The following is a 21,462-nucleotide window of genomic DNA, read 5'->3' as shown; positions in this document are numbered from 1 at the left end:
CTTCCGGCGCGGATGAGGGAAAACGGCACCAGCCGCGCCTGAGTAGCGTGATCCCGTGCTGTTTCGACTCTGGGAATCGCCGGCTTCCGGTCTCGTCCCCGACGGCGTCGGCGGCGAGCACCTGCTGATCACCCGGCACGCCGAGGTACGCGCGGTGCTGGCCGACCCGGACACGTACCGCCCGGACAACGCGCTCGACGCGGTCACCCCGATGCCGGCGAGCGCGCTGCGCATCCTGGTCCGGCACGGCTTCCGGCTGCCGCCGACGCTCGCCAACAACGGCGGCGCCAGTCACCCCGCGATCCGCGCCGAGGTCGCCGAGCTGCTGCACCCGCACTCGGTCGCGCGTCAGCGCCCGTGGCTGACGTCCGTGGTCCGCGCGCGGGTGGCGTCGGCCCGGTCGGCATTGTCCCGCGGCGAGTCCGTCGACCTGCACGCCACCATCGCCGCCGACCTTCCGCTGCTGGTCCTGGCCCGGCTGGTCGACCTGCCGGACGCCGAGGCGGCCGCGGTCAAGACGTTCGCCCGCGCGGCGCTGGAGCTCTTCTGGGCGCCCCTGTCGGCCGGCCGGCAGGAACACCTCGCCACCGTCGTGGGCGAGTTCCACACCGTCCTGCGCGACTTCGCCGCCCACGGCGACGGCCTCGCCGCCCGCCTCCGCGCCGCCGGTCACGGTCGCGACGTGGTCGCCGGCGCGCTGTTCTTCCTGCTGGTGGCCGGCCAGGAGACCACGTCCCAGTTCCTGACGCTGCTCATGCACCGGCTCGCCACCACCGCGGTGGCGCCGGACGCCCGCGCCGCCGACATCGTCGAGGAGTCGCTGCGCCTGGACACCCCGATCGTCACGTGGCGGCGGGTGGCCGCACGAGACACCACGCTGGGTGACGTCCATGTGCCGGCCGGCCGTAGTCTGCTGCTCTGGCTGACCGCCGCCGGCCAGGATCCGTCCGTGGTCGCCGCCCCGCACGACTTCCGTCCCGGCCAGCCCGGCAGCCGTCGTCACCTGGCCTTCGGCGCGGGCGCACACCGCTGCGTCGGCGCCAGCCTGGCCCGCATGGAGGCGGAGGTGGTCACGGAGGAGACGCGCGAAATGTTACGTTCCGTAACGGTGCTGCGGGCACCGTGGGCACCGGACAACCTGACGTTCCGCATGCCGGACGCGTTCGTGGTGGCACCTCAAAAAGCTCATACACCCACCTAGTGGGCGGTTTGGCCCGGGTTTCGCAAAGCACCCCACCGCGCCTGCTCCCTGCCCGCCGGATCGCACAGGACGGCATCTGCGCCGGCCAGGGACTCCGGCCCCACCGGGTCCACTTCAAGATCAAAATAAGCTGAGTGGCGTCGGGCACCGGTCGTGGCTGGTGCTCCTCCCTTCAGGTTCCGCGGTGGGTCCGGCAAACCCCGGACGAATCAGCCGCGGACCGGTCAGAGTTCCTCGGCCCAGGTGCGCCAGTCGTCGAGGACGCCGTAGAGGGTGGGGGTGAGCCAGCCGGAGGCGGAGCGGCGGAAGACACCGGGGTCGATGGTGCCGGCCGCGTCGGGGATGGCACCGGCCAGCTGGGGGACCAGGTCGGTCAGGTTGGTCCAGTGGACCAGCTCGGGAGCGGCGGGCCAGGCGCCGATGACGATCCGGGCGGGGACGCCGCGGCGGTCCAGGGCCTCAAGCGTGAGCGCGGTGTGGTTGAGCGTGCCGAGACCGGCGCGGGCGACGACGACGGCCTTGGCGTCGAGCGTGACGGCAAGGTCGGCGACGGTCCAGGGCTCGCCGGACGGGCGCAGGCCCATCGGGACCAGCAGGCCACCGGCGCCCTCGACCAGCACCAGGTCGTGCTTACCGGCCTCGGCGCGGATCTCGTCGACGACCGCGTAGAGCTCGATCGGCTCCAGTTCGGCGACCCGGGCGGCGGCGAGCGGGGCCAGCGGGTCGGGGAACGATGCGAGCGTGCGGACCGTGTCCGGGCCGGCGAGTCGCGCGATCACCTCGGCGTCGGTGGGCTCGTCGGTCGCGGTGCCGGTCTGGCCCGGCTTGATCACCGCGACCCGCAGGCCGGCGTGCCGGGCGGCGGCGGCGATCGCGGCGGTCGCGATGGTCTTCCCGACCCCGGTGTCCGTGCCGGTCACCAGCACGATCCCGCGCCACTCCCCCGCCTCTGCCGGCACCGCGGCGACCGCACCAGCCATCTCCGCGTCGGATGCGTCGCCAGGCTCCGCGGCGGGCACACCGGCCGGCTCGGGCTCGGTCACCTCGGCCGGCGGAAGGCTACCGGCCGGCGACCGGCTCTCCTCGGCATCCGCGGCAGATCCTTCCGGGGCGGCAGACCCCTCCGGGGCAGCAGACGCGGCAGACCCAGCCGGAGCGGCAGACCCCGCAGACGCCGCCGGAGCGGCAGACCCGGCAGACGCCGCCGGAGCGGCAGATGCCGCCAGCGCCGTCGGCGCCGATGGGACAGCCGGTGTGGCCGGGACGCGGGCTTCGGTGACCGGTTCGTCGGTGGAGATCATGAGGCGGGGACCGGCTCAGGTGCGGTTTTTACGATCACGTCCAGGGCTCGCTCGAAATCAGGTCGTGGAACGCCCACATTGATGGTCAACCGCAGCCGGGACCGGGAGTCCGGTGTGGTCGGCGGGCGGAAACAGCCTACGGCCACCCCGGCGTCCAAGCAGGCGGCGGCCCACGCCACGGCCTCCGCGGCCCCCGGCGCCGTGACCGACACCACACCGGCGGCCGGCCGCGCCGCGGACAGACCGGCTCCGGTCAGGCGCGCGTACGCGAGCCCGGCCCGTTCCGCCAGCTCCGCCCGCCCCGCGTCGTCTGCTCGGGCCAGCTCCAGCGCCGCCAGTGCCGCCGCCGCCGTCGCCGGGGGCAGCGCGGTGTCGTAGATGAACGTGCGCCCGGTGTCGATCAGATGCCGGATCAGCGCGGCCGGCCCCGCGATCACCCCGCCCGCGGCGCCGAGCGCCTTGGACAGCGTGGCCGTCACCACGACGTCCGGCGCGCCCGCCAGGCCCGCGGCCGCGACGCCGCCGGCGCCGGACGGCCCGAGCACGCCGAGCGCGTGCGCGTCGTCGACCAGCAGCAGCCCGTCGTGCGCGGACACCAGCGTGTGCAGCTCACGCAGGGGTGCCAGGTCACCGTCGACCGAGAACACCGACTCCGTGATCACCACGGCCGGCCCGGCGGCGAGCGCCGCCCGTACCCCCGGAAGGTCGTTGTGGGGTGTGATCTGCGGCGCGTTGCCGGTGAGCCGGACGCCGTCGACCAGCGACGCGTGGTTGTGCGCGTCCGTGATCAGCGTCGTGGACGGCCGGGTCAGCGCGCGGACCGCGCCCAGATTCGCCAGGTAGCCCGACGAGTAGACCAGCGCGGACTCGGTGCCGAGCCAGTCGGCGAGCGCGGCCTCAAGCGCGGCGTGCAGCTCCGTCGAGCCTCTGACCAGGCGCGATCCGGTCGCGCCGGCACCGTAGCGACGCAGCGCCGACGTGGCGGCGGAGATCACCCGCGGGTCCCGGGACAGCCCGAGATAGTCGTTGCCGGCGAGGTCGGTCACCTCGTCGGACACGCCGCGCGGACGCAGCCGCCGGGTCAGCCCGGCCCGCGCGCGCAGGCCGGCCTTGCGGTCCAGGGCGTCCAGCCAGCGTGTCACCACGGCACCCCCTGCGTCTTGTGAGTCATCACCAAACCGCCTTGTAGGGTACGGACCATGGCTGACATCCTCGATCGCGCCCGGACCCAGGTGCTGGAGAACGGCATCGGGCTCGGCGAGAGCGACATCCTCGAGGTGCTGACCCTGCCGGACGAGGACCTCCCCGCCGCGCTGCAGCTCGCCCACGAGGTGCGCATGCGCTGGTGCGGGCCGGAGGTCGAGGTCGAGGGCATCGTCTCGCTGAAGACCGGTGGCTGCCCGGAGGACTGTCATTTCTGCTCGCAGTCCGGCCTGTTCACCTCGCCGGTGCGCGCGGTGTGGCTGGACATCCCGCAGCTGGTCGAGGCCGCGAAGCAGACCGCGGCGACCGGCGCGACCGAGTTCTGCATCGTGGCCGCGGTGCGCGGGCCGGACGCGCGGCTGATGAAGCAGATGCGCGAGGGCGTCGCCGCGATCCGGGCGGCGGTGGACATCCAGGTCGCCGCGTCGCTCGGCATGCTCACCCAGGAGCAGGTCGACGAGCTCGTCGAGATGGGCGTGCACCGCTACAACCACAACCTGGAGACCTGCCGGTCGTACTTCCCGAACGTGGTGTCCACGCACTCCTGGGAGGAGCGCTGGGAGACGCTGCGGATGGTGCGTGAGTCCGGCATGGAGGTCTGCTGCGGCGGCATCATCGGCCTGGGCGAGAGCGTGGCGCAGCGGGCCGAGTTCGCGGCGCAGCTGGCCTCGCTCGACCCGCACGAGGTGCCGCTGAACTTCCTGAACCCGCGCCCGGGGACGCCGCTGGCCGACCAGCCGGTGCTGGCGCCGCGGGACGCGCTGCGGGCGATCGCGGCGTTCCGGCTGGCGATGCCGAGGACGATCCTGCGGTACGCAGGTGGTCGCGAGATCACGCTCGGCGACCTCGGCACGCGCGACGGCCTGCTCGGCGGTATCAACGCGGTGATCGTCGGCAACTACCTGACCACGCTCGGCCGTCCGGCCACCGCGGACCTGGAGCTGCTGAACGAGCTGAGCATGCCGGTCAAGGCGCTGTCCGCGACCCTGTGACAGCTTGAGACCGCGCCCGCCGAACCCGCGCCCGGGCACCACCCGCCCGCCCGGCGCGCACCCGCCGAAGACCCGCCCGTCCCGTCCGAAACCGCAGTGAGGTGCCGATGACCTGGTGCGACCGGTGCGGTGAGGCGCTGTCCGGCGCAGACCACACCGCGTGCGCGGCGGCCCGCCGGCTGGAGCCGCCGCGGTTCTGCCCGGACTGCCGGCGCAGGATGAAGGTGCAGGTCCTCCCGTCCGGCTGGAGCGCGGTGTGCGCGGAGCACGGAACGCGCATGATGGCGGGATGAACGTCATCGCGGCGCCCGGCGCCCTCTGCGGTCCGTCCTGCGCGGCCGTGCTGCACGGCGCGACGGTGCTGCTGCGCCCGACCGAGGCGGCGGACATCCCGGCGCTGGCCGCGATCCGCCGCCACCCGGACGTGCGGCGCTGGTGGGGTGGCGGGGACGACCTGGCCGCCGAGGTCACCGACGACCACCTGGACGCGGAGACGCCGACGTTCGCGATCGTGGTCGACGGCACGGTGACCGGCATGATCCAGTGGCATGAGGAGACGGACCCGATGTACCGGCACGCCGGCATCGACATCTTCCTCGACCCGGCCGTGCGCGGCCGTGGCCTCGGCCCGGACGCGATCCGCACGCTGGCCCGGCACCTGGTCGACGCGCACGGCCACCACCGGCTGGTGATCGATCCGGCCGCCGCGAACACGGCCGCGATCCGGTGTTATGCCAAGGCCGGGTTCCGCCCGGTCGGCGTGATGCGCCGGTACGAGCGGTCCCCCGACGGCTCCTGGCACGACGGCCTGCTGATGGACCTCCTGGCGGAGGAGCTCAGCTGACGCCGCGCCCGGTCTTCTGCTGCAGCTCGTCGATCCGCTGCGACGCCTCCGCCTTGGTCAGGCCCTCGGGCGCCGGCTCGCCGGCCTCGTTCGCCAGCGTGTGCAGGTAGGACTCCTGCGGTCCGGTCGCCGGCTCGTCACCGGTGGTCCAGTCCGCCGGGTCCTTCTGCGCCGAATTCTGCTGCTGGTCGGTCATGCCGGGCCCCTTCCGCGATCTTCTCGAACGCCTGTACCCCTACCCGGCCGCACGCTGGTCAAACCGATGTTCGACGCACGCCGTCGAGTGCCGCCGGTATGACGGCGGCCGGACTACGCCGTGAGCCCTGCCACGCCGTTCGGCCGATCGGCGGGCACGATTCCTTGCCCGAACGCATTACACTCGCTCCTGTCCGTGGAGCCGCGCGCGACTACGCGTAGTGGAGGACACCGAGGGGACGGATGTGGGCGCATCCGTCCCCTCACCCATGTAACGCGTTACGAAGAGCCGGAAATCGAAATCGATCTTCCCGCTTCCGGCGTGGCGGAGTTCCGCGTGCTCCCGCGGGCACCGGTCCAACGCCACTCAGCTTATTTTGATCTCGACGCGGACCTGGTGGGGCAGCGAGTCCCTGGCCGGCGCAGATGCCGTCCCGTGCGGTGCGGCGGGCAGGGAGCGGACGCGGTGGTGTACGTGGTCAAACCCAGGTCAGGACCCGTGATCAACTTAAGTTGAGTGGCAGGGGTACCGGTCGTCGCTGGCGCTCCTGCCTGCCGGTCCTGTCTCAACACCGGCAGCGCACACCCACGCTGACCCCTGGTCGCGTGCTTCGCATGCGATCAGTCCCGGACCGATGCCCGCAGCGCATGCCCGCACTCTCGGTGGTCGCGCGCGCTTCGCACGCCACCGGTCCCGAACCAACGCGGCCGTGATGCGGGTGTTTCGTGCGCCGCTGGTCTCGCATTGATGCCGGCGGTGCAGGTCGTGGTGCTCGTGATTCGCTCGCCGCCGCGGGTGGGCCGATGCCCGGGGCGATCTTCCATCCGTGGGGGATCGAAGATCCAGATGTGGTGGTGGCCGCTTCGCGCGAATCGAAGCAGCCGGCACCGGCGTGCACATCTCGCACCGCACGACCGAGCCGGCGGCCGCCCGTACCCCACGCCCGAAATATCGCCATATCCGGGGCGAGGCGCCCGGCGGCTCTCCGCCGGGCCGGCCCGAAGGCGGCATCGCCAGCGCTGAGTGATCAATCAGTGGAGCGAAAAGGAGATCAAACATCGAAGTTGACCTCCTTTCTGCACCACTGATTGATCGCTCAGCCGGGCAGGCGGGATTCCCGCGAACACGGACACTCGAAGACGGCGCGAGATATGCCGACATTTCGGACGCGGGCCTCACGCACGCTCCGAAGCAGCCACCGCGCAGCGTCGCGCAGTGCGGCCCGACGCTGCGCTTCGCGCGTTCGTGTGGTGCCCGGCGCGCGCCCGTACCAGGCCGGGTCGCGCCTCCGGGCCGGGTCGCGCCTTCGCGCCGAATCCGGTTGCGAGGTATATCGACTGGCTGCCTGGGGGGTGAGGGGGTGCAAGGGACATGTCGGTGCTTGGGTAGGGCGGGTGGTCAGGTAAGCAGAGCAAAGCGATGACGGTGGAGGGCTTGCGGCCACGGACCGGCAGCTGAGCGAAGATCACGCGGCTGCGCCGCGGCACCGCCGGCTAGGACGCCGGTGAGGCCGCCCGGGTCGGGGTGATCGGAAGGGTGACCGTGACCAGGCCGGCGTCGCGCTCCAGCGCGGAGGCCGGGCCGAGGCTTTCCAGCGTGGAGAGCATCGCCTCCTCGCGCGCCCGCACGTGCACGACCAGCGCGGCCAGCCCGGCGCGTCCGGCCATCGCGAGCAGCCGGCGGAGCAGCGTGGCGCCGATGCCGCGCCCGCGCCAGGCGTCGTCGACCAGCAGGCCCACCTCGGCTATGTCGCCCTCCGGCACCAGACCGGCCAGGCCGATCACCCGCTCGCCGGCGAGCGCGACCATGCCGTGCGGGATCAGCCGGTGCACCCGGGACGGTCCGGCGGTCAGCCGGCAGGCGCGCATCCGCCGTACCGCGGGAAGATCCTCGCTCTGGGCCGGGCGGATCGTGATCTCGTCGCCGTCCGGGAGCAGCAGCGTGACCGGCTCTTCGGCGGCGCGGAGCGCGGCGGCCGCCACCTCGACCAGCGCCTGCGCCCGCGCGTACTCCGCGGGCGTGAACGCCGGCTCGGTCCGGACGATCTCGTAGACGCCACCGGCCGGGTCGGCCAGCCGCATCGCGGAGCGGGCCAGCCCGAACCGGGTCGGCGGCGTGGTGCGCGGCAGCTCCGCCCGCCAGGTGACCTCGGTGGCGCCGAGCATGCCGCCGAGCGCGTCGCCCAGCGAGTCCGGGTCGCGGACCAGCCGGGCCGCGAGACCGAGCGCGCTGGTCGGTGCGTCCGCCAGCGCCTGCGGCTCGGCCGGTGCGATCCAAGGATCCCGGCCGCGGCCCTTCTCGACGGCGGCGAGCAGGTCGCGCTCGGTCATCGCGTCGGGCGCGTCGACCAGGAAGTCGTCCACCGCGCCGCCCTCGGTGGTGTGCACCTGGACGGCCAGGATGTTCACCGCCTTCAGCGCCAGGCTCGCGGTGAGCACGGACAGGTAGCCCGGACGGTCGTCCACCGTCGCCCTGATTCGCCACAGCCCCACGACGCCTCAGCTCCTTTCCGCCGAGACCTCAGCGTCGCACGCTGCTGTTACTGACCTATTGCTCAGCGCGAACTTCGGTGCGTGCCCCTCATCACGTCCACCGGACGGCGGTCCGGCGGAAAATCAGCGCCCCTTCGTGTAGACCGTGAGGCCGAGCGCACCCGCGTCCAGCCGGCCGTCGGCCGCGACGGTGAAGCGCCACCGGTCGTAGCGGGTCTGGCCGAGCACGACCGCGACCCAGGTGGCGTGCGGGCCGGTGAGCAGCGCCTGCACCCGCTCCAGGTCCTTCGCGCCGGGCACGGAGCCGAGGATGAGCACGCCGGGTCCCTCGCCGGACGGGTTGCCGCGCAGCGCGAACGCGTCCGCGGAACGGTCGCCCTCGGCCGCGGTGATCGCGTCCCGGACGCTGCCCAGCGACATCAGCCGCTCGCCGCCGTCCAGGTGCGGGCGAATGTCACCGGCGACCACGCGTACGGTGCCGGACCACGGGCTGCCGGTCAGCTCCTCCGCCCACGCGCCGATCAGCGCGCGCGAGGCCGCGGCGTCGCCGGTGATGCTGATGACGCCGGTGGCCTGGCCGAGGTCGATCAGCTCGCGGGTGCCGCCCGCGGTGCCGAGCGTGACCAGGCGCGGCGTCGGGCTGCCGACGGTGACCGCGGGCAGCGCCTGCAGGTCGCGCAGCTGCGCCCGCCAGACGCGGCCGTTCTCGGCCGGCTCCCACGGCTCCACCGTGTCCACGTCCGGCGCGGCCAGGCGCAGCGACATGTGGTGCTCGTCCAGCGAGACGCCGTAGACCGGCGGGACCGGGCGACCGGCCGCACCGGCGGCCGCGACCAGCACGCTGAGCGCGCGGTCGATGGTCCAGGAGGCGGCGGTGTCGAACGTACGGGCCGGTGGCGCGACGTCCGGTCGCCCCTTCGCGGCCCTGCCGAAAGCGGCCTTACCGGCACCGGCGTTACCGGCGCCGTGGACCGTTCGGCCCGAGGCCGGGCCAGGCGCGGCACCACGCTTGCGGAACAACAGGAAGCCCACGATCGCGCCCACCACGAGCAGGACCGTGAGCACGATCAGCACGACGAGCAGCACCGGGAAGCCACCGGTCGGCGCCGCGGCCGGGACCTGCACCGCGGCCGTGCCGGCCGGTGCGGACGGCACCGCCGCGCCCACCGGCATCGGGCCCGCACCGATCCCCTCGCCCTTCGCGTCCGCGGGCAGCGCCAGGATCCACCCGGGCGCGACCCGCTCCGGCGCCTCCATCGCGGTGCCGTCCGGCTGGGTACGGCCCCTGTTCAGCTCGAAGATCTCGGTGTACCGGTTGCCGTCGCCGAGCAGCCGCTCCGCGATCGCGTGCAGGAACTCCGGTTCGCCGTTGAAGCTGTCCTGCACCCGGTACCAGAGCTGGCCGGTCTCGACGCCGTCGCCGTTCGCGTCGGCCGGCAGGAACAGCACCCAGCCCGGCGCGAGCACCTCCGGCTTCTCCAGCGCCGTGCCGTCCGCCTGCACCCGGCCCTTGTTCAGCTCGAAGATCTCGGTGTACCGGTTGCCGTCGCCGAGCAGCCGCTCCGCGATCGCGTGCAGGAACTCCGGCTCACCGTTGAAGCTCGGCTGCACCTGGTACCACTTCAGCAGGTCACGGTCCTCGACGGACGGAGACGCGGTGGCCGCGACGACCGGGACCGCCGGCGCGGGAGCCGCGAGCGCCGGACCGGCCACCGTGACGGCGAGCAGCAGCGGCAGCAGCACGGTGCTGACTCGCCGGACAGGGTGACGGGACATCGGTCCACTTCCTCGCGCGAAGATCACTGAAAACACGGACACCTTACGCGGTGCGATAACGTGTGCCCACCATCCACGCGTCCCGCTCAACATTGAATGGCACCGTCGCGGGGCCGAAACCCGTGCGAAAAATCCCCGCTCGGAGGCACAGTGCAGCTTATACTCACCGTCGTCGATGCTGTGAACAACGACGCAGCACACGTGTCTCTGACCGTCGACGGACAGGCAACCGTCGCCTCCGTTGGTTACGCTGCGCAACGTCTGATGCGCGACGCACGCATGCGCGGCGACCTTCCGCTCTTCGCCGACGGCCGCCCGCTGCACCCGGCCGCCACGGTCGCGGAGTCCGGTCTCCGGGACGGCACCGTGCTCGGCCTCGGCGCGCCCGCCGGCCCGCCACCGGAGCAGACCGGCCTGCTTGAGGTACGGGTCGCCGGTGGACCGGCGGCCGGCATGTTCGTCCGGCTCGGCGCCGGCAGCGGCGACATCGGCCGCGACCCGGGCTGCTGGGTGCCGGTCGCGGATCCCTCGCTGCCGCCCGCCGCGGTCACGGTCAGCGTGGACGTCCAGGCCCGCTGTCGGGTCGCGCCGGCCGGCGGCACCCCGGTCCGGCTGGACGGCGACGAGGTGACCGAGCCGGTCGCGTGGGAGCCGGGCCGGCTGCTGCACGTCGGCGACAGCGTGCTGGAGCTGGCCGAATACACCCGGCCGGACGCCGCGCTGGCCCCGTCCGCGGACAAGGCCGGACTGGACTACAACCGCCCGCCGCGGATCCGCGCGCCGCGCCGGCAGACCAGGTTCCGGCTGCCCGCGCCGCCGAAGGAGCCGCCGCGCAACCCGCTGCCGTGGCTGATCGCGCTGGTCCCGCTGATCGGCGCGCTCGCGCTGATGCTGCTCACCGGCAACCGGACCATGCTGCTGCTGGCGTTCCTCAGCCCGGTCTCGCTGGTCGCGAACCACCTCTGGACCCGCCGGCAGGGCAAGCGGACGTTCGGCGACCTGCGCCGCGAGTACGTCGAGACCAGGGACCGGATCGAACGTGACGCCCGCGCGGCGCTGGAGATCGAGAAGACGGACCGGCGTACGGCCGCGCCCGACCCGGGCCTGATCGCGGTGATCGCCACCGGGCCGCGGCGGCGGCTCTGGGAGCGGCGCCGCCGGGACACCGACCACCTGCTGATCCGCGCCGGCACCGGGGACCAGCCCGCGGAGGTGGCGCTCGACGACCCGGAACAGGACGACCACCGGCGTACGGTGCACTGGTCCATCCCGGACGTACCGGTCACCATGCCGTTGCGCGAGCACGGCGTGATCGGCTTCGCCGGCCCGGGTGACACCGCCCGCGCGCTCGGCCGCTGGGCCGTGGTGCAGACCTCGGTCCTGCACAGCCCGGCCGACGTGCAGATCACCGTGCTCACCGACGCGGCCGGCCGGGACAGCTGGGACTGGATCCGCTGGCTGCCGCACACCCGGCCGGGCGGCCCGTCCGCACCGGCCGTGCTGATCGGCCTGGACGCGGAGTCGGTCGGCCGCCGGGTGGCGAGCCTGCTGGAGTTGATCGAGGCGCGGCTGGTGGTGCGCAAGGAGACCGGCGAGGCCGGCTTCCGCGAGCCGGACATGCTGGTCGTGCTGGACGGTTCGCGGCGGCTGCGCTCGCTGCCCGGCGTGATCCAGCTGCTCCGCGAGGGCCCGGCGGTCGGCGTGTACGCGATCTGCCTGGACGCGGACGAGCGGCTGCTCCCGGCCGAGTGCCAGGCCGTGGCCGTGGTCGAGGGCGGCACGCTGCGGATCTTGCGGACCGGCGCGGAGGAGCTGTTCGGCGTGCGGCCGGACTTCGTCTCCCCGGCCTGGTGCGCCGCGGTCGCCCGGCCACTGGCCCCGATCCGGGACGTCAGCGACGACGAGGAGGACGCGGCGCTGCCCGGCGCGAGCCGGCTGCTGGACGTACTCTCGCTGGACCCGCCGCGGCCGGACGACATCGTGGCCCGCTGGGCGCTGCGCGGCGCGAGCACCGCGGCCGTGGTCGGCGAGTCGTTCGACGGCGCGTTCGAGATCGACCTGCGCCGGGACGGCCCGCACGGCCTGATCGCCGGCACCACCGGCTCCGGCAAGTCCGAGCTGCTGCAGACCATCGTGGCGTCGCTGGCCATGGCGAACCGGCCGGACGCGATGACGTTCGTGCTGGTCGACTACAAGGGCGGCAGCGCGTTCGGGGACTGCGTGCGGCTGCCGCACACCGTCGGCATGGTCACCGACCTGGACGAGCACCTGGTCCGCCGTGCGCTGGAGTCGCTCTCCGCGGAGCTGCGCCGCCGCGAGCACATCCTGGCCGCGGCCGGCGCCAAGGACATCGAGGACTACACGCGCGCCGGCGGCGTACTCCCGCGGCTGTTGATCGTGATCGACGAGTTCGCGTCGATGGCCCGCGAGTTGCCCGACTTCGTCACCGGCCTGGTCAACGTGGCCCAGCGGGGCCGGTCGCTCGGCATCCACCTGCTGCTGGCCACGCAGCGGCCGAGCGGCGTGGTGTCACCGGAGATCCGGGCGAACACGAACCTGCGGATCGCGCTGCGGGTCACCGACGCGGCCGAGAGCCAGGACGTGCTGAACGCGCCGGACGCGGCCCGGATCGCGAAGAGCACACCCGGCCGGGCGTACGTCCGGCTCGGCCACGCCTCGCTGGTGCCGTTCCAGGCCGGACGGGTCGGCGGGCGCCGCCCCGGCACGGACGGCACCGCCGCGAACACGGTCCCGCCGCCGGAGATGCGCGTGCTGGACTGGGCCGACCTGGCCCGGCCGATCGAGACCGCACCGGCCGCCCGGAACACCGCGGTGCAGGACGAGGTCACCGACCTGCAGGTGCTGGTCGAGGCGCTGCGCGGCGCGGCGCGGCTGGCCGGTGTACCGGAGCAGCACAGCCCGTGGCTGGCGCCGCTGCCGGAGTCGGTGCTGCTGGAAGCGCTGACCGCGGAGCCGGGCACGGTCCCGTACGGCGTCGAGGACCTGCCCAAGCAGCAGCAACAGCGGACCGCGGCGCTGCGCCTGGACACGTTCGGCCACCTGATCGTGGCCGGCGCGCCGCGCACCGGCCGGTCACAGCTGCTGCGCACGCTTGCCGGCGCGCTGGCCCGCACGCACTCCGCCGCCGACGTGCACCTCTACGGCCTGGACTGCGGCAACGGCGCGCTGCTGCCGATGGCGCACCTGCCGCACACCGGCGCGGTGGTGCAACGCACCGAGGTGGAACGCGCGGTCCGGCTGATCGGCCGCCTCGGCGAGGAGATCCGCCGCCGCCAGGCCGTACTGGCCGTGGGCGGCTTCGCGGACGTGACGGAGCAGCGCCGCGCCTCGGCTGAGCCGCTCTCGCACATCGTGCTGCTGCTGGACCGCTGGGAGGGCTTCCTCAGCTCGCTCGGCGAACTGGACGCGGGCACGCTGACCGATCAGATCTTCACGTTCCTGCGCGAGGGCGCCAGCGTCGGCGTGCACGTGGTGATCACCGGCGACCGGTCCGTGCTCAGCGGCCGGATCGCCACGCTCACCGAGGACAAGCTGGCGTTCCGGCTGGCCGACCGCGGCGACCTCGCCATGATCGGCCTGCACCCGCGCAACCTGCCGGAGAACACCGCGCCGGGTCGCGCGTTCCGCGCCGAGACGGGCATCGAGGTGCAGGTAGCGCTGCTGGCCCCGGACCCGAGCGGCGCGGCCCAGGCGGCCGCGTTGACCGAGATCGGCCGTCGGGCCGCCGGCCGCGACGCGGACGTCCCGCAGTCCCGGCGCGCGTTCCGGCTCGGCGAGGTACCCAGCCAGATCCCGTACGACCAGGCCGCACGCCTGCCGCGGGCCGGCACGGGCACCGGGAGCGGCGCTGATCCGGGGGCCGGATGGGTGCTGGCCGGGGTCGGCGGTGAGGAGCTGACCGCGTTCGGCCCGGATCTGGCGTCCGGCGTGCCGTCGTTCGCGGTCGGCGGCCCGGCGAAGTCCGGCCGCAGCACCATGCTGGTGGCAATGGCCCGGTCCGCACTGGACGCCGGCCAGCAGGTGATCGTGCTGGCACCGCGCACGTCCCCGGTCCGCGACCTGGCTGGACACCCCGGCGTGATAGCGGTCTTCACCGGCGGCGACGTCACGTCCGAGGAGCTGACCACGGCGCTGGCACAGGTCACCGGCCGCGCGCTGCTGGTCGTCGACGACGCCGCCGCGCTCCGCGACGCCGCCGCCTCGGCCGAGCTGCGCGACGTGATCCGCAACGGCGAGGCCCGCCGGCTCGCGCTGATCTACGCGGGCGACCCGGAGGACCTGAGCGTCGGCTTCAGCGGCTGGCTGGTCGACGCCCGCCGCAGCCGCCGCGGCGCACTGCTCTCCCCACAGAGCCGCACCGACGGCGACTTGATCGGCCTCCGCCTCCAGCGCACCTCGGTCGGCCAGCCGATCCGTCCCGGCCGAGCCCTCCTCCACCTCGGCGACGGCGAGCCGATCACGGTCCAGGTCCCCGAGTAACACCCGGCCGGCGCGATCCGCGGGTCAGCACCCGGCGTTCCGGCGCCGCCGGCGTCCGGCGTCATGCGGTCAGCCGCGGCATCCAGCCGTCCGGTGGGCTCCACCGGCGTTCTGTCACCGACCGGCGTCGTGCCGCATCGGGCATCCAGTCGTCCGGCGGTCTCCGCAGCTGCTCTGTTCCGCATCGGCGAAGCCCGCCGTTCCCGGAGCCGCTGCGGGCTGCCCGGCTCCGGGCACTCATACGCCGCGATCTCGGGCGCGACAGCGCCCGACCCGGGCCCTGAACACGGCCTTTGACCTTGCGGCCACGGATCGTGCAGGGAGGAGCGCCAGCGACGACCGGTGCCCGCGGGAGCATGCGGACCTCGCCCCGCCGGAAGCGGGCACATAAGGCATGCCGCTCGTAGCGATCCCTGCACTCGACAGCCCACGCAAAAAGGGGCGACCACCCACGGCCGCCCCTCCCCCGTTGCGAAAAAGCTACTTGCGCAGTGCCTTCGCCAGCTCGTCGTCCGCCTGCTGGAACGTGTCGGCCGCCGCCGTCAGGTACTTGCCCATGCCTTCCAGGCCCTCGGCCATCTTCTGGGCACCGTCGTTGAACTCGCGGTAGGACTCGTCGAACTGCTTGGAGGAGGCGTCCGTCACGTAACCGCCGTTGACCAGGTTGTTCACCATGTTCTGCAGCTCGGTGAGCTTGCTGTAGATCTCCTCCTTGCCACGCGTGAGCCGGTTGGCCGCGTCACGCATCTCCTGGTACGTCACATTGACGTTCGCCATCTCAAGCCTCCTGGTCGGTGATGAATCGGAACGTGCCGGTGATGGCGTCGAAGACGTCGAACAGCTCCGACTCCAGTGCCAGCAACGGGGAACTGCCGGTGATGAGTGCGACCCGGACCGGGTTCGGGCCCGGGAACGGCACGAACGTCTGCATGACCAGCGACCGGATCCAGCCGGCGCCGTCGGGCAGCGTCACGTCGTCGACGCCGCGCGTGCGCGGCACCCGGCCGGCGCCGGGCAGTTCGGTGGACTCGACCTGCCGCCAGATCGAGTCGGGGCCGCGCTTCGGTACGGCCGTCAGGTACTGCGCGACCGCGGCGTCCTCGTTCGGCGCGTCCACGATCGTCACGGTGACGGTAGCGGTCATCACCGCGCCGCCGAGGCCGGCGACCAGCGTGCCGCAGAACCGGGCGCCGCTGTCATACGCGCGACGGGCCGTCTCGCGCAGCACCCTGGCCAGCGCGGCCCGGTGTTCGCGCAGCTCAGGAACCTCGCGCAGGCGCTCCTCGACGAGCGAGCCGATGGCGGCGTTACGCGCGTCCGGGTGCAGTTCGATCTCGAACCAGGAGTCCGGGATCGTGATCGAGAAGCCGGCGGCGGACATCAGGCCTCGCCGTCGGTGCGCAGTTGGTCGCGCAGGTCGTCGTCGGCCTTGCGGATCGCCTCGACCGCCTGGTTCGCCATCTTGATCAGTTGTTCGCAGTTCTTGTCGACCCGGCCGCGCCCGTCGCGCCAATGTGACTCAAAGTTACTTATGGCGCCGTCAACATCGGGCCCGCCGAGCTCGCCGGAGAACTCATTCATCCACGAACGTGCGGAGTCCATGCCGCCGCGGATCGTCTCCAGCTGATTGGCGAAGTCCGTCAATCCGTCCAGATTGACTGTCAAACGGTCGGATGCCATAGGTACCTATCTCTATCCGTGTCGCCGGGCGATGGCGAGCCTACGCGGCACGCGCAAGATCATGCTCAACGTTGACCCCGACGGTACCCGAAGGTACCGTTGGCGCCCCACTATACGTACAGTCACCACCGGACCTGGGGAGCGGATGACACGGCCGACGGACTGGCACGTCCTGGACATGGACGGTGACCCCACACCCGGCGACCCGGCGCGAGTGCGGCAGCTCGCCGCCCGGTTCCACGACTTCGCCGACACCGCGAACCGGGCCCGGCTCGCGGTCGAGTCACTACAGGGCGACGGCGCGCTGCTGGCATGGGTGGGCAAGTCCGGTGACGCGTTCCGGGAGCAGTTCGGCGACTTCCCGAACCAGGTCAACAAGCTCTACCGCTCACATCTGATGGCCGGTGACGCGCTCGAGGCCTTCGCCCCGGAACTGGAACGCACCCAGGCCCAGGCCGACCGCGCCCTCGCCGACGGCCGGATCGCGGCGGAGAAGCTGACCTCGCTCAAGGGCGCGCTGTCCATCGCCGAGGCCGACTTCACCGGCGCCGCGAAGGCCGCCGAGGCCGCCCGGGCCGAAACCGTCAGACCGGATCCGGACCAGGTCGCAGCCGCGGTACGCGACGCCGGCGCCGCCCAGGCCAAGCGAAACGCGGCACAGGACCGGGTCGACGGCGCGCAGAGCGAGCTCGACCTCGCGAAACAGCTCGCCATGCAGGCCAAGCAGATGCGCGACAGCGCCTCGAACACGTGCGTGCGGCAGATCGAGGACGCCTCCGACGCCGGCATCCAGCCCCGGAACTTCTGGCAGAAACTCGGCGACGCGTTCAAGGAGATCTGGAACATCATCTGCGAGGTCGCCCAATGGGTCGCCCTCGTCGCCGGCATCATCGGCATGATCATCGGCGGACCCCTCGCCTGGATCGCGCTGGCCGCCGGCGCGATCCTGCTCATCAAAGCCATCGTCGACTTCAGCCAGGGCAAGGGCTCCGTGATGGACCTCGTCCTCGGCATCCTCGGCGTGATCCCCGGCGTCAAAGGTCTCACCTCGCTCTCCAAGCTGTCCGCGCTCTACAAGGCCGGCGGCATGAAGGAGATCGGCAAGGCCGCGCTGCAGGGCATGAAGACCATGGCCAAGGACATGGTCACCGTCGTCAAGGCGGCCGGCGCCGGCGCGCTCACCATCGTCAAGGCGCTCGGCGACGGCTCGGCCGCGGCGCTGGCCGGTCTGAAGAACGTCAACCGGGTCGTGACCGGCGCGATCGACACCGGCAAGGTCGGCGACTACATCCCGGCCGGGCTCACGAGCGGCGGCTTCGGCGCGCTGCCGGTCCCGAAGCTGCCGCCGGTCACGGTCACCCCGGGCAAGACGTTCAAGCAGCACTTCGACGACCTGGCCGCGGTCCGGACCCAGACCGAGACCGCGCACCTCCAGGCGATCAGGAACGATTTCGCCAACCGGGTCAACGCGGACACGCTGCGGATCGAACAGGCGAGCAAGGCCGACCTCCAGCTCGCCATCAACAAGATCAACACGGACGCGGCAGCGAAGCTGAACGCGGAGAAGCTGCGGATCGAGAACGACTTCACGACCGGCCTGGCGGCGCAGTCCGACCGCGTCAAGATCGACGCCGCTGCGGATCTGAGCATCGCGAAGAACGACATCGACATGCGGTTCGACGGGCTGCGCACCACGAGACCGGACGAGCTCAGGAACGCCTCGGACAGCAAACTCCACGCTGACGAGCTGGCCGTCCAGAACTCGTACGCCGGGCGGATCGACCCGATCGACGCGGACCTCAAGCGGATCACCGACCAGGCCGACGAGATCAAGACGGTCGCGCAGTCGCCGGCCGCGCAGGCCGACCCGGCACGCTTCCAGGCCGTCTACGGCGATGCGATGAAGCACCTGGACCTGGAGTACAGCCGGCTCACCACGGAGAAGGCGAATCTGCAGGCCGACCTGGCCACCGACCTCGGCACGCTGCGGACGGACACCGCCACGAAGCTCGCCGATGACCAGGCCGCTGCGATCCGGGAGCTGGACGTCCAGCGGCTCGACGAGATCAGGCTCGCGGAGAAGGCGTCCGCGGACGGCGTCACGGCGGACGTCGCGGCGCTCACCAAGAACCTGGAGGCGCAGCGCGACCTGGACCTCCAGAACGTGACCACCGGGATCGAGAACACCCGTCTCGCCGACGTCAAGGCCGCGGAGGCCCAGGCCGACATCACCAAGAACCTGGACCTGGCGAACAGCCTCCAGACCCATCAGGCCGCCGAACTGGCCGAGATCAACGCGTTCACGAAGGACCTAGACCTCCAGTTCGACGCCGCGAACACGCATCTCAACCACCAGATGCTGGACGCGCTCGGCGAGAACGTCGGCAACGTCAAGGTGCTGCACGAGGGCTCCCCGTACGGCTTGCCCGGCGACCTCGGCACGGTGATCGAGAAGAACCTGCCGAAGCTCGACCAGATCAACGTCAACAAGGTGCCGACGGACGTCAACTGCACGATCTGCGTGCAGCGCGTCGACGACTACATCAAGCACGACACCGTCACCGTGGCACACAAGATCCCGGCCACCCGGCCGCTGTCCACGATCGAGGCGAACTACCCCGGCATGACGTTCCACCAGGTACCGGGCGCGGACTACGGCCGGGTGGTGGCGGACATGGCGGCCTCGCCACCCGGCACGGTCGGCATCATCGGCTACAAGATCGGCGGCACCACCGACGGCCACGTCATGAACGTCTGGAACCGGGACGGGCGGATCATGTTCGTCGACGGGCAGACCGGCAGACTGGGATACCTGCCGCCGCTCACCAGCCAGGGCAGCGAGCTCTGGTTCACCCGTATCCCGTGACGAGGAGCAGGATGATCGACGTCAGTCAGGCGCGGACGCTCGCCGAGGCCCGGGTCCGCGAGATCGAGGACCCGGCCACGCCCCTGGTACTCACCGACCCGGAATCGCCGCGCGAGTTCCCGTGGGCGTGGGCGTTCTCCTACAACTCCGTGCGCTACCTGCGGACGAACGCCTTCTCCGACCTGGTGCCGGCCGGCCCGATCATCGTGCTCAAGGACGGCAGCGACGTCTGGATCGCCAACTCCGCACCGCCCCTGGAACAGTGGCTCAACATCTACGCGGCACAACACGGCCTCGCCCCGCTGCCGGTCCCGCGCTCGTCCCCGTTCTCCTGAGCCGTCGCCGTTCGCACCATCGACGGCTCAGGAGCCAGGAGGCGATTCTCCCGGAGACTTCATCCGGGAGGATCGGAGCCGCACCGGTACGCGTTGCCGGCCTCGATGCGGGAAGTGCCGTGGATCCGCCCCCGCACGCCGGGCGGATCCACGGCTAGACCGTCTGCGGGGTGATTAGGTCGAGGCGGTCGCCGAGGATGACCGCGGCCGCGCGGACCAGCTGCGAGATCCGGTCGACCTCGGTGACGTGGAAGGACGCGGCGGACAGGTTGTCGCCGTCCGTGCGCGCCACCACCAGCACCAGGCCGGCACGGCCGAACGGCGCCACCGCGTAACGGGTGCCGTCCGGACCGGTCAGGGACCGGGCGCGCAGCGGCGTGACCTCGGGCAGGCGCGGCGGTTCCGGCGCGCGCCAGCTGGCGTAGGCGACGTCCGGCTCTCGGCCGGCCTCGTCCTCGGCGCCCGCGGTGCGTGGTGCGGCGGCGCGGGACGCCCAGTCGGCCGGCACCATGGCGGCCGCGGCCCAGTCCGCGGCGAGCAGGCCGGGGACCGCGTCGACCAGCGTGGCGAGACCGTCCGCCGGGTTCGCCGCTACCTGGGCGAGCAGCTCCGCGTCGTGCCCGCCGGCGACCGGGGCGCCGATCGCACGCCAGACGCCGTCGACCTGCACGCCCGGGATCGCGGCCAGGCCGGCCATCAGGCGCTCGACGCGCGCGGCGCCGGGCCAGACGACGGTGAAGTCGTCGACGGCGCGGCCACCGAGTCGCTCCAGCACCACGACCTGGACGATATCGGCACCGGCCACGCCGAGCGTGCGTGCCACCTGGCCCAGCGCGCCGGGGCGGTCCGGAAGCGTGACCCGTACCCGCAGCAACATTGACGCTCCCCTCGGCCCCGGCGAACAGCAGAGAAACACTGGCTTACCGGACCAGTGTGAGGGGTGTCCGTTTCGCGATCGTTGCCTACCCGTGTCCGTGCATAAAAATGCAGGTGGGACCGGTTACGCCGAGGCCCGCGGCACCATGTGCGTGTCGAGCAGCACGTACGGCCGCTCCATCGGCTCCCGGCGGATGCGCGCGACCAGTAGCCGGGCCATCTGCCGGCCCATCTCCTCGACCGGCTGGTAGACGGTGGTCAGCGGCGGGTCGGCCTGGCGCGCGATCGGCGAGTCCTCAAAGCCGACCACGGCCACGTCGGCCGGCACCCGGCGGCCGGCCTCGCGCAGCGCGCGCAGCGCACCGCAGGCCATCAGGTCGGACGCGACGAAGACCGCGTCCAGGTCCGGCGCCAGCTCGAGCAACCGGCGCATGGCCGCGGTGCCGCTGCCCTCGGAGAAGTCACCGTACGCGATCAGGTCCTCGGCCGGCGCCCGCCCGCTGAGCCGCACCGCCTCGCGGTAGCCGGCGAGCCGGGCCACGCCCACGCCCATGTCCTGCGGGCCGGCGATGGTGGCGACCCGCTGCCGGCCGCCCGCGATCAGGTATTCCGTGGCCAGCCGCGCGCCGCCGGCGTTGTCCACGTCCACGAAGTACGCCGCCTGCGCGCCCGGCTGGAGCATGCGCGCCGGGCGCCCGCCCAGCACGGCCGGCAGGTTGCGCTGTTCGAGCAGCGTCGGCAGCGGGTCGGAGTCGTGCAGCGAGAGCAGCAGGACGCCGTCCACATGCTGGTTGGTGAGGTGGTGCTCGACCCGCTCGCGCTCGGCCGGCGACTGCGCCATGGCCAGCCAGAGCTGCATCTGCGTCTCGAGCAGACCGGAGCTGATGCCGCGGACGATGCCGGCGAAGAACGGCTCGCCGAACACTCGGTCACCGGACTCGGACACGACCAGCGCCACCGAGTCGGTTCGCTGGGTGACCAGCGCGCGGGCCGCCCGGTTCGGCACGTAGCCCAGCTCGTCGATCGCGGCCTGCACGGCAGCGCGCGCCTCCGGGCTGACCTGCGGAGACCCGTTGACCACGCGGGACACGGTGCCGCGGCCGACCCCCGCCCGCGCGGCCACGGCGTCGAGGGTGGGCCGGCCGAGCGACCGCGTGCGCTGGGTAGTCATGTCTGCTCCAAGGGCCGGGGGCGTGCCGG

General features: G+C 72.6%; 17 protein-coding genes. 7 read left to right on the top strand and 10 right to left on the bottom strand.

Features of this window, described 5'->3' with window-relative positions:
- Positions 1-55 precede the first annotated feature (55 nt).
- Entirely contained in the window at positions 56-1,201 is a 1,146-nt protein-coding gene (locus J2S42_RS30090; protein WP_307244493.1) for a cytochrome P450, read from the top strand.
- A gap of 224 nt (positions 1,202-1,425) precedes the next feature.
- On the opposite strand, the gene bioD is transcribed toward J2S42_RS30090, so the two are convergent.
- The gene (gene bioD / locus J2S42_RS30085) at positions 1,426-2,181 is read right to left on the bottom strand and encodes a dethiobiotin synthase (RefSeq protein ID WP_307249127.1); all 756 of its coding nucleotides are present in this window, start codon (positions 2,179-2,181) and stop codon (positions 1,426-1,428) included.
- 317 nt (positions 2,182-2,498) lie between these two features.
- Positions 2,499-3,644 carry an aminotransferase class I/II-fold pyridoxal phosphate-dependent enzyme gene (locus J2S42_RS30080; RefSeq protein WP_307244491.1) on the bottom strand — a complete coding sequence of 382 codons (1,146 nt, stop codon included), beginning with the start codon at positions 3,642-3,644 and terminating at the stop codon, positions 2,499-2,501.
- Between the two features lie 57 nt (positions 3,645-3,701).
- Here J2S42_RS30080 and bioB point away from each other — a divergent pair, with 57 nt between their 5' ends.
- The 3 genes from bioB to J2S42_RS30065 all read left to right on the top strand — a co-directional run bounded on the left by bioB (position 3,702) and on the right by J2S42_RS30065 (position 5,541).
- On the top strand, positions 3,702-4,697 hold the full coding sequence (gene bioB / locus J2S42_RS30075) for a biotin synthase BioB (protein WP_307244489.1): 996 nt from the start codon (positions 3,702-3,704) through the stop codon (positions 4,695-4,697).
- Between the two features lie 107 nt (positions 4,698-4,804).
- Positions 4,805-4,990 carry a biotin synthase auxiliary protein BsaP gene (gene bsaP, locus J2S42_RS30070; RefSeq protein ID WP_307244488.1) on the top strand — a complete coding sequence of 62 codons (186 nt, stop codon included), beginning with the start codon at positions 4,805-4,807 and terminating at the stop codon, positions 4,988-4,990.
- Entirely contained in the window at positions 4,987-5,541 is a 555-nt protein-coding gene (locus J2S42_RS30065) for a GNAT family N-acetyltransferase (RefSeq protein ID WP_307244486.1), read from the top strand. Before bsaP ends, J2S42_RS30065 begins: the two co-directional genes overlap by 4 nt.
- Here the strand turns inward: J2S42_RS30065 and J2S42_RS30060 are convergent.
- The 3 genes from J2S42_RS30060 to J2S42_RS30050 all read right to left on the bottom strand — a co-directional run bounded on the left by J2S42_RS30060 (position 5,534) and on the right by J2S42_RS30050 (position 10,005).
- Positions 5,534-5,737: a DUF3072 domain-containing protein gene (locus J2S42_RS30060; protein ID WP_307244484.1), complete on the bottom strand. Its 204-nt coding sequence runs from the start codon at positions 5,735-5,737 to the stop codon at positions 5,534-5,536. The genes J2S42_RS30065 and J2S42_RS30060 overlap by 8 nt on opposite strands.
- Before the next feature lie 1,493 nt (positions 5,738-7,230).
- Positions 7,231-8,229: a GNAT family N-acetyltransferase gene (locus tag J2S42_RS30055; RefSeq protein ID WP_307244482.1), complete on the bottom strand. Its 999-nt coding sequence runs from the start codon at positions 8,227-8,229 to the stop codon at positions 7,231-7,233.
- A gap of 123 nt (positions 8,230-8,352) precedes the next feature.
- Positions 8,353-10,005 (bottom strand): hypothetical protein, encoded by a 1,653-nt coding sequence (locus J2S42_RS30050; RefSeq protein ID WP_307244480.1) that lies wholly within the window; start codon positions 10,003-10,005, stop codon positions 8,353-8,355.
- A gap of 264 nt (positions 10,006-10,269) precedes the next feature.
- Here J2S42_RS30050 and J2S42_RS30045 point away from each other — a divergent pair, with 264 nt between their 5' ends.
- Positions 10,270-14,505 (top strand): type VII secretion EssC family protein, encoded by a 4,236-nt coding sequence (locus J2S42_RS30045; RefSeq protein ID WP_307244478.1) that lies wholly within the window; start codon positions 10,270-10,272, stop codon positions 14,503-14,505.
- Positions 14,506-14,985: 480 nt separating this feature from the next.
- Here the strand turns inward: J2S42_RS30045 and J2S42_RS30040 are convergent, their stop codons facing one another.
- The 3 genes from J2S42_RS30040 to J2S42_RS30030 are packed head-to-tail and all read right to left on the bottom strand — an operon-like array spanning position 14,986 to position 16,185.
- Complete coding sequence (locus J2S42_RS30040) at positions 14,986-15,282, bottom strand: WXG100 family type VII secretion target (RefSeq protein ID WP_307244476.1); 297 nt, start codon at positions 15,280-15,282, stop codon at positions 14,986-14,988.
- Position 15,283: 1 nt separating this feature from the next.
- A complete protein-coding gene (locus tag J2S42_RS30035; protein ID WP_307244474.1) occupies positions 15,284-15,886 on the bottom strand; it encodes a hypothetical protein in 603 nt (200 codons plus the stop codon).
- Positions 15,886-16,185, bottom strand: a complete 300-nt coding sequence (locus J2S42_RS30030; RefSeq protein WP_307244473.1) for a hypothetical protein — start codon at positions 16,183-16,185, stop codon at positions 15,886-15,888. The genes J2S42_RS30035 and J2S42_RS30030 overlap by 1 nt, the downstream gene beginning before the upstream one ends.
- 145 nt (positions 16,186-16,330) lie before the next feature.
- On the opposite strand from J2S42_RS30030, the gene J2S42_RS30025 reads away from it, so the two are divergent.
- On the top strand, positions 16,331-19,051 hold the full coding sequence (locus J2S42_RS30025) for a toxin glutamine deamidase domain-containing protein (protein WP_307244471.1): 2,721 nt from the start codon (positions 16,331-16,333) through the stop codon (positions 19,049-19,051).
- Positions 19,052-19,062: 11 nt separating this feature from the next.
- On the top strand, positions 19,063-19,386 hold the full coding sequence (locus J2S42_RS30020; protein ID WP_307244470.1) for a YrhB domain-containing protein: 324 nt from the start codon (positions 19,063-19,065) through the stop codon (positions 19,384-19,386).
- A 154-nt stretch (positions 19,387-19,540) separates the two neighbouring features.
- Here the strand turns inward: J2S42_RS30020 and J2S42_RS30015 are convergent, their stop codons facing one another.
- Positions 19,541-20,263 carry an ACT domain-containing protein gene (locus J2S42_RS30015; RefSeq protein ID WP_307244468.1) on the bottom strand — a complete coding sequence of 241 codons (723 nt, stop codon included), beginning with the start codon at positions 20,261-20,263 and terminating at the stop codon, positions 19,541-19,543.
- Positions 20,264-20,386: 123 nt separating this feature from the next.
- On the bottom strand, positions 20,387-21,433 hold the full coding sequence (locus J2S42_RS30010; RefSeq protein ID WP_307244466.1) for a LacI family DNA-binding transcriptional regulator: 1,047 nt from the start codon (positions 21,431-21,433) through the stop codon (positions 20,387-20,389).
- Positions 21,434-21,462 lie beyond the last annotated feature (29 nt).

The sequence above is a fragment of the Catenuloplanes indicus genome, from assembly GCF_030813715.1.
GTDB lineage: Bacteria > Actinomycetota > Actinomycetes > Mycobacteriales > Micromonosporaceae > Catenuloplanes > Catenuloplanes indicus.
This window is presented reverse-complemented; position numbering and strand designations above follow the sequence as displayed.

Excerpts from the sequence above, each read along its gene's own strand:
- bioD (WP_307249127.1), bottom strand. The coding sequence starts at position 2,181 with ATGGCTGGTGCGGTCGCCGCGGTGCCGGCAGAGGCGGGGGAGTGGCGC.
- bioB (WP_307244489.1), top strand. The coding sequence starts at position 3,702 with ATGGCTGACATCCTCGATCGCGCCCGGACCCAGGTGCTGGAGAACGGC.
- bsaP (WP_307244488.1), top strand. The coding sequence starts at position 4,805 with ATGACCTGGTGCGACCGGTGCGGTGAGGCGCTGTCCGGCGCAGACCAC.
- J2S42_RS30065 (WP_307244486.1), top strand. The coding sequence starts at position 4,987 with ATGAACGTCATCGCGGCGCCCGGCGCCCTCTGCGGTCCGTCCTGCGCG.
- J2S42_RS30060 (WP_307244484.1), bottom strand. The coding sequence starts at position 5,737 with ATGACCGACCAGCAGCAGAATTCGGCGCAGAAGGACCCGGCGGACTGG.
- J2S42_RS30050 (WP_307244480.1), bottom strand. The coding sequence starts at position 10,005 with ATGTCCCGTCACCCTGTCCGGCGAGTCAGCACCGTGCTGCTGCCGCTG.
- J2S42_RS30045 (WP_307244478.1), top strand. The coding sequence starts at position 10,270 with ATGCGCGACGCACGCATGCGCGGCGACCTTCCGCTCTTCGCCGACGGC.
- J2S42_RS30040 (WP_307244476.1), bottom strand. The coding sequence starts at position 15,282 with ATGGCGAACGTCAATGTGACGTACCAGGAGATGCGTGACGCGGCCAAC.
- J2S42_RS30035 (WP_307244474.1), bottom strand. The coding sequence starts at position 15,886 with ATGTCCGCCGCCGGCTTCTCGATCACGATCCCGGACTCCTGGTTCGAG.
- J2S42_RS30030 (WP_307244473.1), bottom strand. The coding sequence starts at position 16,185 with ATGGCATCCGACCGTTTGACAGTCAATCTGGACGGATTGACGGACTTC.
- J2S42_RS30025 (WP_307244471.1), top strand. The coding sequence starts at position 16,331 with ATGACACGGCCGACGGACTGGCACGTCCTGGACATGGACGGTGACCCC.
- J2S42_RS30020 (WP_307244470.1), top strand. The coding sequence starts at position 19,063 with ATGATCGACGTCAGTCAGGCGCGGACGCTCGCCGAGGCCCGGGTCCGC.
- J2S42_RS30015 (WP_307244468.1), bottom strand. The coding sequence starts at position 20,263 with ATGTTGCTGCGGGTACGGGTCACGCTTCCGGACCGCCCCGGCGCGCTG.
- J2S42_RS30010 (WP_307244466.1), bottom strand. The coding sequence starts at position 21,433 with ATGACTACCCAGCGCACGCGGTCGCTCGGCCGGCCCACCCTCGACGCC.